This is a genomic window from Burkholderia sp. Tr-862, assembly GCF_011753085.1.
Classification (GTDB): domain Bacteria; phylum Pseudomonadota; class Gammaproteobacteria; order Burkholderiales; family Burkholderiaceae; genus Burkholderia; species Burkholderia ambifaria.
Genome location: NZ_VWWG01000199.1, coordinates 1 through 10813, shown reverse-complemented (window position 1 = coordinate 10813; position 10813 = coordinate 1). Strand labels below are relative to the sequence as shown.

General features: G+C 67.3%; 10 protein-coding genes and 1 pseudogene. 2 read left to right on the top strand and 9 right to left on the bottom strand.

The window, feature by feature from the left end; genetic code table 11:
* Positions 1–187, bottom strand: a pseudogene (locus F3J14_RS30765) (hypothetical protein); the annotation flags it as partial.
* A gap of 253 nt (positions 188–440) precedes the next feature.
* Between F3J14_RS30765 and F3J14_RS30760 the strand changes: the two are divergent.
* The gene (locus F3J14_RS30760; protein WP_166726135.1) at positions 441–2150 is read left to right on the top strand and encodes a glutamine--tRNA ligase/YqeY domain fusion protein; all 1710 of its coding nucleotides are present in this window, start codon (positions 441–443) and stop codon (positions 2148–2150) included.
* 140 nt (positions 2151–2290) lie between these two features.
* On the opposite strand, the gene F3J14_RS30755 is transcribed toward F3J14_RS30760, so the two are convergent.
* The 3 genes from F3J14_RS30755 to F3J14_RS30745 all read right to left on the bottom strand — a co-directional run bounded on the left by F3J14_RS30755 (position 2291) and on the right by F3J14_RS30745 (position 4641).
* Positions 2291–2761 (bottom strand): NUDIX hydrolase, encoded by a 471-nt coding sequence (locus tag F3J14_RS30755; RefSeq protein WP_166726134.1) that lies wholly within the window; start codon positions 2759–2761, stop codon positions 2291–2293.
* A gap of 10 nt (positions 2762–2771) precedes the next feature.
* The gene (locus F3J14_RS30750; RefSeq protein ID WP_166726133.1) at positions 2772–3158 is read right to left on the bottom strand and encodes a hypothetical protein; all 387 of its coding nucleotides are present in this window, start codon (positions 3156–3158) and stop codon (positions 2772–2774) included.
* Positions 3159–3282: 124 nt separating this feature from the next.
* Positions 3283–4641 (bottom strand): cytochrome c peroxidase, encoded by a 1359-nt coding sequence (locus F3J14_RS30745; RefSeq protein WP_166726132.1) that lies wholly within the window; start codon positions 4639–4641, stop codon positions 3283–3285.
* Between the two features lie 221 nt (positions 4642–4862).
* Here F3J14_RS30745 and F3J14_RS30740 point away from each other — a divergent pair, with 221 nt between their 5' ends.
* Complete coding sequence (locus tag F3J14_RS30740) at positions 4863–6449, top strand: acid phosphatase (protein WP_006754063.1); 1587 nt, start codon at positions 4863–4865, stop codon at positions 6447–6449.
* Between the two features lie 203 nt (positions 6450–6652).
* Here the strand turns inward: F3J14_RS30740 and F3J14_RS30735 are convergent, their stop codons facing one another.
* From F3J14_RS30735 to F3J14_RS30715, 5 genes are all read right to left on the bottom strand, one after another.
* Positions 6653–8197, bottom strand: a complete 1545-nt coding sequence (locus F3J14_RS30735) for an alginate export family protein (RefSeq protein WP_166726131.1) — start codon at positions 8195–8197, stop codon at positions 6653–6655.
* On the bottom strand, positions 8194–8889 hold the full coding sequence (locus F3J14_RS30730) for a YoaK family protein (protein ID WP_166726130.1): 696 nt from the start codon (positions 8887–8889) through the stop codon (positions 8194–8196). The genes F3J14_RS30735 and F3J14_RS30730 overlap by 4 nt, the downstream gene beginning before the upstream one ends.
* Positions 8886–9800: a glyoxalase gene (locus tag F3J14_RS30725; RefSeq protein WP_166726129.1), complete on the bottom strand. Its 915-nt coding sequence runs from the start codon at positions 9798–9800 to the stop codon at positions 8886–8888. Before F3J14_RS30725 ends, F3J14_RS30730 begins: the two co-directional genes overlap by 4 nt.
* 53 nt (positions 9801–9853) lie before the next feature.
* Positions 9854–10300 (bottom strand): DoxX family protein, encoded by a 447-nt coding sequence (locus F3J14_RS30720; RefSeq protein ID WP_166726128.1) that lies wholly within the window; start codon positions 10298–10300, stop codon positions 9854–9856.
* Position 10301: 1 nt separating this feature from the next.
* A partial coding sequence (locus F3J14_RS30715) for an amidohydrolase family protein (protein WP_166726127.1) occupies positions 10302–10813 on the bottom strand: 512 nt, incomplete at its 5' end.

The following is a 10813-nucleotide window of genomic DNA, read 5'->3' as shown; positions in this document are numbered from 1 at the left end:
GGCCGCCTGCCGCCGCGCCGGCAAACGTGCCGACCGGGCCGCCCGTGATCAGGTAGCCGAGCGCGCCGCCCGCGGCCGCGCCGATACCGGCGTTACGTTGCGTATGCGTCATCGCGCATGCGCCGAGTTGCGACAGGACCGCGACGATTACCGCGGTACGAACGAGAAAAGTGGTCTTCTTCATCATGGATTATTGGCTTCCTCCCGCCAGTCACAAGGCCCGCTGGCGGCATTGAATCGGTGAAGCCATCATAGGAAAAGCCGAACGCGCCGGGCAAACCGATTTACGTCGTGTTACAGCCGACACATTATCGAGATATTGCGGGACGCAGCGCGAACCGGGCCCTGCGGCGCCACAACCCGCGCGGGACGGACCCCGCTCAGGTAGAATTACAGGATTAAACCGGCGCGACGCGCCGACACAACCTGACGCCAACCGCATGAGCACCGAACGTAACGACGCCCCCGCGGCTTCCAACTTCATCCGCAACATCATCGACGACGACAACCGCACCGGCAAATGGGGCGGCCGCGTCGAAACGCGCTTCCCGCCCGAGCCGAACGGCTATCTGCACATCGGCCATGCGAAGAGCATCTGCCTGAACTTCAGCGTCGCGCGCGACTACGGCGGCGTGTGCCACCTGCGCTTCGACGACACGAATCCGGAAAAGGAAAGCGTCGAGTACGTCGACTCGATCGTCGACGCGGTGCGCTGGCTCGGCTTCGACTGGCGCAAGGATGCGGTCGATCACCAGTATTTCGCGAGCGACTACTACGACAAGCTGTACGAATTCGCCGAGCTGCTGATCCAGCGCGGCAAGGCGTACGTCGATAGCCAGAGCGCCGACGAAATGCGCGCGAACCGCGGCTCGCTGACCGAAGGCGGCAAGCCGTCGCCGTACCGCGATCGTTCGCCCGAGGACAACCTCGACCTGTTCCGCCGGATGAAGGCCGGCGAGTTCAAGGAAGGCGAGCACGTGCTGCGCGCGAAGATCGACATGGCGTCGCCGAACATGAACATGCGCGACCCGGTGATCTACCGGATCCGCTATGCGCACCACTACCGCACCGGCGACGCATGGTGCGTGTATCCGATGTACGACTACACGCACTGCATCTCGGATGCGCTCGAGGGCATCACGCACTCGCTGTGCACGCTCGAGTTCGAGGATCACCGCCCGCTGTACGACTGGGTGCTGAACGAACTCGCGGATGCCGGCATGTTCACGCGTCCGCTGCCGCAACAGATCGAATTCTCGCGCCTGAACCTCACGTATGCGATCACCAGCAAGCGCAAGTTGCTGCAGCTCGTCACCGAAGGTCACGTCGAAGGCTGGGACGATCCGCGCATGCCGACGATCGTCGGGATCCGCCGCCGCGGCTTCACGCCGGAGAGCATCCACCTGTTCTGCGAGCGGATCGGCGTGACGAAGGTCGATTCGTGGATCGACATGAGCGTGTTCGAAGGCGCGCTGCGCGACGACCTCGACGACAAGGCGCCGCGCTCGGTCGCCGTGCTCGATCCGCTGAAGCTCGTGATCGACAACTATCCGGAAGACCTCGAGGAAGCGTGCACGGCCCCCGTGCATCCGCATCATCCGGAGCGCGGCGTGCGCACGTTCCCGATCTCGCGCGAGCTGTGGATCGAACGCGAGGACTTCGTCGAGAACCCGCCGAAGGGCTATTTCCGCCTGTTCCCGGGCAACAAGGTGCGCCTGCGCTACGGCTACGTGATCGAGTGCACGGGCTTCGACAAGGACGCCGACGGCAACGTGACGGCCGTGCACTGCAACTACTTCCCGGACAGCAAGTCGGGCACGGAAGGCGCGAACACGTACAAGGTCAAGGGCAACATCCACTGGGTCAGCGCGAAGCATGCGCAGCCGGCCGAAGTGCGGATATACGACCGGCTGTTCAAGGAGCCGCACCCGGACGCGGGCGGCGCGAACTTCCTCGAGGCGCTGAACCCCGATTCGAAGAAGATCACGCAGGCCTACGTCGAACCGGGCGCAGGCGATGTCGCGCCGGAAACGCGCTTGCAGTTCGAGCGTCACGGCTATTTCGTTGCCGACCGTGTCGATTCGAAACCGGGCAAGCCCGTGTTCAACCGGATCGTCGGGCTGCGCGACAGCTGGGGCAAGCCGGCCTGACGGCCTGCGGCGCGCGCGGCGTGCGGCGTCGAGCCGACGTCGCGCGATGATGAAAAAAAACCGACCCTCGCGGTCGGTTTTTTATTGCGCGCGCGCCATTCGTGCCATGCGCGCCATCCGCGACATCGAAGCCGCAGCGCTCACGCGCCCGTCAACCGCCGATGCAGGTCCGCGAGCGACAGCGTCGTGCGAAACAGCCGCGCGAGGCTGCGGCTCGCATACGTATCGATGTCGCCAGGCGCCGTCCAGCGATACGCGTCCATCTCGGGAATCAGCGAGCCGTCGCGACGGCTCGGGAACAGCGACGTGCACGTGCAGTGCGCGGGATCGATCTCGTCGTTGGCGACCTGCACCGCGAACAGGTGCAAGTCCTTGTCGTGACGGTACGCGAAGCGGCCGAGATCGACGAGGCGCGCCGGCGCGAACTCGATGCCGGTTTCCTCGCGCAGCTCCCGCAGCGCCGCGTCGACCGGCGACTCGCCGGGCTCGCCCTGCCCCTTCGGGATGTCCCAGTGCGTGGTATCCGTCGCATGCGCGAGGAATACGCGGCCGGCCCCGTCGAGAATCACGACGCCGCACGATACCGTGCGCGGCGCACCGCTGCGCTTCATCGCACCGCGCTCAGCGTTTCTGCAATTGCCACTTGCCCGCGGCGGTCTTGCAGAAGACCGGCTTGAGCGTCATCGACTGGCCCTTCGCGGTGATTTCGGTCGCGATTTCGCGGCAGGTCTTGCCGTCGCTTTCGGACGTCGACGGCGTGAGCTTCGCATCGATCTGCGTGCCGCGGCCGTTGCTCTGCCACGTCGTGGTCTCGCCGTCCTTGCCTTCGTCGCGCACCTGCGCGACGGCCTTGGTCAGCGACGCGCGGTCGGTCTTGCTGAAGTAGGTCAGCGGCGTGTCGCTCAGGAAGCCCAGGTTGCTTTGTGCGTGGGCGGGCAGCATCGCGGCTGCGCACGCGGCGCCGGCCAGCACGCGCGTGACGATGGAAAGGGATGCACGCATCGACATTTGTTCTCCTTGGATGTTCGATCGAACGGCGTGGCGCGCGGCCGGCGAACCGGGGGCCGGCCATCCGGCACGCGCCACGCCCGTCAGCGAGCGAGCATAGCATGCGTGCCGCAAGGAACGCCTTCTAGCGCGCAGCCGACGCGGCCACCGGTTGATATCCGTCAGTCAGCGTGTTCAGGAACGCGATCACGTCCTTGATCTCGGTCGCGTTCAGCGCGGGCGCGTCGCCGCGCTTGCGGTCGAACGGCGGCTCGCGGTTGATGTTCGGCCAGTAGCGCTTCGGCAGATCGTCGTACACCTGCACCTTGCCGTGCACGACCGGATAGAACTTCTCCGGATGGATGTCGCGCTCGACGTAGAAGCGCATCACGTCCTCGAGCGAGTGGTACACGCCGTTGTGGAAGAACGTCTTGCGCAGCGCGACGTTGCGCAGCGACGGCGTGCGGAACAGTCCGCAGAATTCGTCGCGGCCCTTCAGGTCGGTGCGCTCGGGGCCGCACGCGCCGAGATCGTGGAAGCGCGGATCGCGATTGACCGGCAGCGCGCGGTTGCGCGGCACCGCGATCGCGATCAGACCGAAATCGCTGAACTGCGGCGGACCGCCTTCGAGCGTGCGCTGGCTCACGTGGCAACTCGCGCAGTTGCCCTTCTTCTCGTCGTTGAACAGCTGCAGCCCGTGCAGCTCCGCAGGCGTGAGCTGCGCGTGGCCTGCGAGATACGCGTCGTACTTGCTCGTGTACGGATCGAACAGCGCCGGCTGCTGCTGGAATGCGTCGAGCGCGCGCAGCACTGCGCCGAAGGTCGCCTGGTCGTCGGCGAGGACCCGGTCGCCGAATGCGTGGCGGAACGCATCGGCATAGGGTGCGGCGCGAACTGCCTTCGCAACCCGCGCCGGCGAGCTGCTCATCTCGAATGGCGACGTGAGGGGAATGCGCGCCTGCGCATCGCGCGTGTCGACGCGGCCATCCCAGGTCAGCCCACCGGTCGGACCCGCGTCGATGCTTTCGTCACCCTCGTCCGGTGAATCGTGGAAGTGCTCGCTGAACGGAGGAATGCCGCGCAGGTACTTCAGCGACGGCACCGCGCGAAAGCCCGTGCGGTGCATGTCGTCGCCGCCGAGTTGCACCGACAGCGCGTTCGGCGGCCCGAACGCATGCTCGGCGCTATGGCACGACGCGCACGCGAGCTTGCCGGACCCCGACAGCGACGGATCGAAGAACAACTGCTTGCCGAGTGCCGTCATCTGCTTGACGCCCTCGAATACCTGCGCGCGCGTTTGCGGCTGGCTGGCCGGCGCGACCGCCGGAGCGGCCGGAGCGGCCGGAGCAGCCTGTGCCGCCGGGACGACGGGCACGGCCGGCGCATTCGCTCCGGGCCGCGCATCGCAACCGGCGAGCGCCGCGAATCCCGCAATGAGTGTCAGCGTTGCCGCGGCAGAGATCAGCGATCGCGCGGACGCGACGGGTTTCAGAAGGGTGTGCATCGTCGTTCTTTTTGTAGCGGTGGGCAATCGGCCGGAGCTTATGTCAGTTCCGTGACTGTTACATGACGTTCGACCGACAGTTAATCGAAAGCACCCCTACACCTGCCTGTCAAATCGATTCCAGATAATGCGCGCAGCCGGCCGATGCCTCGAAGATCGTGCGCCGGCCCTGCGCCAACCCGGTTCCCACACGCGACAAACGACGAAAGAGAGAACATCGCATGAAGAAGCACGCCTGGATTCGCTACACGCCGATCGCCCTCGCGGCCGCGCTCAGCCTGACCGCCTGCGGCGGCGACGATGTCACGCAACAAGGCCTGTCGGCCGTCAAGAACGTCGTCGTCATCTATGCGGAAAACCGCAGCTTCGACAACCTGTACGGCAACTTCCCGGGTGCGAACGGTCTGCAGAACGCGACGGCCGCGAACTCGGTGCAGAAGGATCGCGACGGTTCGACGATGGCGACGCTGCCGAAGATCTGGGGCGGCCTGACCGCGACCGGCATCACGCCGGCCGTCACCGAGGCGATGACGGCGAACCTGCCGAACGCGCCGTTCGCGATCGACGATCCGAACGGCTTCAACCAGTCGATGAGCATCGCGACGCGCGACATCGTGCACCGCTTCTACCAGGACCAGATGCAGATCGACGGCGGCAAGAACGACATGTATGCCGCATGGACCGATGCGGGCGGCCTGACGATGGGCCACTACACGGCGGATCCGTCGAAGCTGCCGCTGTGGAAGATCGCGCAGCAGTACGTGCTGGCCGACAACTTCTTCATGGGCGCGTTCGGCGGCTCGTTCCTGAACCACCAGTACCTGATCTGCGCGTGCGCGCCGTTCTACGCGAACGCCGACAAGAGCCCGGCGGCCGGCAAGATCGCAGTCCTGAACGCCGACGGCAAGTCGCTGAAGGTCGCCACGAACTCGCCGGCCTCCGCACTGAGCGGCCCGCCGAAGTTCGTCAACGACGGCGCGCTGACGCCTGACTTCTATGGCGTCAACACGATGCAGCCGGCGTACCAGCCGAGCGGCAACAAGGCCGCCACGGGCGGCGACCCGCTGCTCGCCGATCCGGCCAATCCGTCGACGATGCCGCCGCAGACGGCGACCAACATCGGCGACCTGATGACCAACGCGGGGGTCTCGTGGGCATGGTATGGCGGCGCATGGGGCCAGGCGCTGCAGGCGAGCCAGAACGGCACGTCGAACGTGATCTACGGCGCCGATCTGTCGACGCCGAACTTCCAGCCGCACCATCAGCCGTTCAACTACTTCGCGAACCAGGCGCCGGGCACCGCGAGCCGCGCGCAGCACCTGCTCGACGGCGGCGCGAACGGTGCCGAGTTCATCAAGGCGATCGACGCGGGCACGCTGCCGCAGGTTGCGTTCTACAAGCCGCAGGGCAACCTGAACGAACACCCTGGCTACACGGACGTCACTTCCGGCGATCAGCACATCGCCGACGTGATCGCGCACCTGCAGGCAAGCCCGCAGTGGAAGAACATGGTCGTCGTCGTCACGTACGACGAGAACGGCGGCTTCTGGGATCATGCCACGCCGCCGACCGCCGATCGCTGGGGCCCGGGCACCCGCATTCCGGCGCTGATCGTGTCGCCGTATGCGAAGAAGGGCTTCGTGGACCACACGCAGTACGACACGGGTTCGATCCTGCGCTTCATCACGCGCCGCTTCTCGCTGCCGCGCCTCGCAGGCCTGCAGCAGCGCGACGACGCGCTGAAGACGAACGGCGCGCAGCCGATGGGCGACCTGACGAACGCGCTCGCGCTGTCGCCGAACCTGTAACGGCATCACCGCGAACGGGCCGGCCGCGCTGCCGGCCCGGACGAACGAAGGGCGACCCTGCTCACGCGGGGTCGCCCTTTTTCATGCGCCGCCTGCTCGTGCGCGCGCGAGGCCGGCGTCATCGAGCGCGATCGCCAGCCTCATCGCGCCCGCATTCGGCGGCGGCCGCCGCCCACTTGGGCGGAACACGTGGCCGCCGCGCGCTACCACCCGTACTTCAGTTCGACGCCGACGTAGTCCGCGTTGTGCCCGCCGGCCTGCCGGATCGCGTCGCCAACCTGGAAATGCACGGCCTCGACCGCGCCGATCAGGTTCGCGGCGATCGTCCAGTCCGCGCGCAGTTGCACGTACATCCCCGTCCACAGGCCGCCCTTGCCCGCGGTGCCCGGCACCGCGACGTTCGCCTGCTGATAGACGGCGTCGCCGGTCGTCTCGCGCCACTGGAAGCCGAGCGCGCCGAGCAGCGACAGGTTCGGCGCCGGCTTCAGCGTCACCGACGGCTTCACGTGGATCAGGTTCGAGTAGCCCGTGAAGCCGGCCAGCGTGAAGTAATAGCCGTTCGGAAACAGCGGATTGAAGGTGCCGACGCGGCCGTCGTGCGGATGCCGGTCGCCCGATGCCGCATCGACCTGCAGCGCGATGCGCGGCGACCACGGCGCGTCGAGCCGGTAGCCGGCGATCGAGCCGACGGCCCACGCGCCGATCGTGTCGTTGCCGACCGTCCCGGTCTGCAGCATCGTCTCGAGATCCCAGTCGAAACGGCCCTGCGTGCCCGAGTAGCGCAGGTCCCACACGTCGCGATGCTCGGGGCCGCTCGCATCGAGAAAGCGCGCGTTCTTGCGGTTGTACCGCGACCAGTAGCCGGACAGGTCGCCCGGCCCGACCGACTGCCGCTCAAAGCGCACGCCGCTGAACGTGAGATTGCGATTGGACACGTCGTCGAAATCGGACGCGTTGCGGTTCTGTACCGGCTGCGTCGCATAGCCGATGAAGCGCCACTTCCCGTATTCGTAATCGGCCCAGACCGCATCGAACGCCTGACGCACGTTCGGGCCGTCGCGCGCGGCGATGAAGCGCTGCAGGTCGAACGCCATCTCCTGCCGGCCGACGCGAAACTTGAACGTGCCGCCGCCGAGCGCGCCCGTGTAGGTCGCGAACGCCTGCTCGAGATCGAGCGGGTTCCGGTCGACCGGCGACACCGTGTTCTTGCCGAACGCGCGCGCGTCCTGCAATTGCGCGAAGAACTGCCAGTGCTGGCCGAGATGCGCATCGGCATGCACTTCGACGCGCTGGATCAGGTACGTATCCGATTGCGCGGAGCCGATCCCGAACAGCGGCGCGTCGTTGGTCTCCAGCCGCTCGCGCAGGTTCACGCCGAGCGATAGATAGGATGCCGGATCATTGCCGAGCGCAATGTATTTCAGCCCGTCGAGCGGCGCGCGCGGCACGCATGGATTCGCGAGCACCGACCAGTCTTCCTGCCAGCGGTTGAACAGCACCGTCGGCCGCTTGGCCGTGCAGGTCGATGCAGTGGTCGCCGCGGGTGTCGTTGCCGATGTAGAAACCGATGACGCCGTCGAAGCCGGCGCCGGTTCTTGCGCCGGCGTCGAAGTCGATGCCACCGCCGTCTCCACTAACGCCACGTCGGCGCCCGCGATCAACAGCCCCGCCACGATCGACAGACGGGCGGCCCGCTCGAAGCGGCGGCCGTGATGCGTCCGTCGTCTGCCCGGCCCCGGCCCGATCATGCGCGCTCCTGCGTGGCGGGGCTGGCCGCTTGGGCCGCACCCAGCGCAAGCGTCGCCAGCGCGCAGACAGGCGCGAGCAGCGCCGCAAAGCCGACGTAACGGAACCCCAGCGCACCGCCGGCCGCACCGAGCGCGAACGCGACGATCGCCGGCAGCATCTTGCCGAAGCGTGCGCGTGCCGCCGCTCGGGCGCTGTCCGTCGTGCCGGCCGACAGCAGATCGACGACGTCGAGGATCGCCTGCGTGACGTTACCCGTCATCACCGTGTTAGGCACGCCGGCGCGCGCCATCACGCGCGGATGCGCGTTCTGCACGCCCATCGCGAACGTGCCGACGATGCCGGCCACCAGCACCGGCAGGCTGTCGGATTGCGTGACGGGCGTCGCCCACAGGCCGGCCCCGCAAAAGCCGAGCAGCAGCACGGCCTGGACCGTATGCAGCGCGCGCGTGCCCTGCCAGCCGGGCCGCCCGGACATCGACCGCGCGATCAGGCTCGCCGCGACGACGCCGCACACGAACGCGGGAAACACGCTGAGCTTCAGCACCACGCCCTGGCCGAAGCCCGCGATGCCCGCGCCGATCAGCACGAAGTTGCCCGTCACGTGTGCGGTAAACAGCCCGAACAGCGCGACGAAGCTCAGCGTGTCGACGAAGCCGGCCACCGCGGCAAGGATCGTGTCCTCGTGCTTCATCGCGCCGCGCTCGCGTGGATCTCGGCGACGTAGCCGCCCGGGAACTGCACGAGCGCCGCGTCGCGGCCGTCGGATGCGAACGGCGGCACGAGGACGGTCACGCCCGCGGCTTCGGCCTTCTTCAGCGTGGCGGCAAGGTCAGGCACTTCGTAGCCCGTCATCTCGCGCCCGAACGGGTACGGCAGGCTGCCATCCGTCACGAGTACGGTCATCTTGCCGAAGCCCGATTCGATGCGGATGCGGCGGTACGTGTCGTTCGGGCGACCGATCTCGACGCCCGGCGCCTTCAGGTTGTCGGACACCACCTTGCCCTTCGAGAACTTGACGAAATCGTGCACGAACTTGCGCACGCTTTGCGGCGACACGTAGACGCGATTCTCGGGGATGGTCTGCAACGCGTCGTAGTGCGGCGCCTGGGTATGCCAGTAGAGCTGCATCTTCACGCCGCCCGTCCACGCGATGATCGCGTCGCGGCCGATCGGATCGGGGAACGTGTCGACGATCACGTCGGCACCGTGCTCGCGCGCCGACTTCACGGCGACGTCCATGTCGGTCACGAGATAGCCGGTACGCTCGGCACAAAACGGATACGGGATCGGCGTCTTGAAGCCGAACACCGAGATCGTCCCGACCGGCGTCAGCACGAGCTGCGACATCGTCTGGCTCGGCGTCGGCGTGACCTGGAACACGCCCTGCTTCGACTTGGTGCCGCCGAACGTCGCGACGACACTGTCGGTGAAGCGGTCGAAGTCGTCGGGTGCCACGCACACGTGCGTCGTGTCGTACTGCGGACCAACGGCCACCGTTGGCGTAGCCGCGGGCGGCACGGGCGGTTTCGCGAACGCGGCGGGCGCGGCGACGAGACCGCAGGCAATCGTCAGCGCCAGCAGCGCGGAACGAAGGGTTTTCATAACGGAGGTCCTTGTTGTTTCATCAGAGGATGGATCGGCTCGGACAATCCCGGTCATCCGCAGCCATCGTCGGCCGGTTGCCGCGCATCGTCGAGGACGGTCGCGAGCACGAGCGCCGCGATCAGCCCAAGATGCTCGAAAAAGCTGTTCAGCGCCATGAAATGTTCGGCGCCCGAGCGGTTCCAGAAATCGTTCGCCACGACCATCCCGACGAGCGTCAGCATCCCGAGGCTGCCCGCGCCGAGCCACGTGAAGCGGCGAAACACCACGCACAGCGAGCCGCCGATCTCCACCGCCACCGCCAGCGCCGCCCACAGTGCGGGCGGGTGCAGGCCGAAATGCGCCTGCTCCGCGACCGCATCGCCGAAGTGCATCGCCTTGTTCACCCCGCCGATCAGGAACGCAGAAACGAGCGCGAGCCGGACCAGCGATCCGACCCACGCCTGCGACAGGAGCGCGCGAATCCACCCGGGGCTGCACCGGCCGGTCAGGATCGCCATGTCAGACCGCCCAGCACGAACAGCCGAACGCGCCCCAGAAGCCCTTCGCGTCCGACGTCGGCAACGTGCGGCCCCACGCGCTCGCATGCGCATGGCCGTGCATGCCGCAGGCGGTAGAACAACCGCATGCGGCAGCGGCCGCTGCTGCGCGCTGCAGCGGCGCGCCCTCGCGCTGCGTCGCGCCCCACCCGCCATAGCCGCCGTACGCGCGCACCGGCGACCAGTCCGGCATCGCCGGCGGAATCGGCAAATCGTGCGACGCGAACGGCCCGGCGCCCCACACGATCCGGCCGCCGACCACCGTCAGCAACGCTGTCGTGTCGGCGATATCGTCCTCCGCGCACGTGAAGAAATCACGATCGGGGACCATCAGGTCCGCCAGCTGCCCGACCGCGATGCGGCCCTTCTTGCCCACTTCGTTCGAGAACCACGTCACGTACTCGGTCCACATGCGCAGCGCGGTTTCGCGATCGAGCAGGTTGCGCTGCGGATACAGGCGCATCCCGCCGACCG

Coding starts and splice junctions, on each gene's coding strand:
- F3J14_RS30760 (WP_166726135.1), top strand. CDS start 441: ATGAGCACCGAACGTAACGACGCCCCCGCGGCTTCCAACTTCATCCGC.
- F3J14_RS30755 (WP_166726134.1), bottom strand. CDS start 2,761: ATGAAGCGCAGCGGTGCGCCGCGCACGGTATCGTGCGGCGTCGTGATT.
- F3J14_RS30750 (WP_166726133.1), bottom strand. CDS start 3,158: ATGTCGATGCGTGCATCCCTTTCCATCGTCACGCGCGTGCTGGCCGGC.
- F3J14_RS30745 (WP_166726132.1), bottom strand. CDS start 4,641: ATGCACACCCTTCTGAAACCCGTCGCGTCCGCGCGATCGCTGATCTCT.
- F3J14_RS30740 (WP_006754063.1), top strand. CDS start 4,863: ATGAAGAAGCACGCCTGGATTCGCTACACGCCGATCGCCCTCGCGGCC.
- F3J14_RS30735 (WP_166726131.1), bottom strand. CDS start 8,197: ATGATCGGGCCGGGGCCGGGCAGACGACGGACGCATCACGGCCGCCGC.
- F3J14_RS30730 (WP_166726130.1), bottom strand. CDS start 8,889: ATGAAGCACGAGGACACGATCCTTGCCGCGGTGGCCGGCTTCGTCGAC.
- F3J14_RS30725 (WP_166726129.1), bottom strand. CDS start 9,800: ATGAAAACCCTTCGTTCCGCGCTGCTGGCGCTGACGATTGCCTGCGGT.
- F3J14_RS30720 (WP_166726128.1), bottom strand. CDS start 10,300: ATGGCGATCCTGACCGGCCGGTGCAGCCCCGGGTGGATTCGCGCGCTC.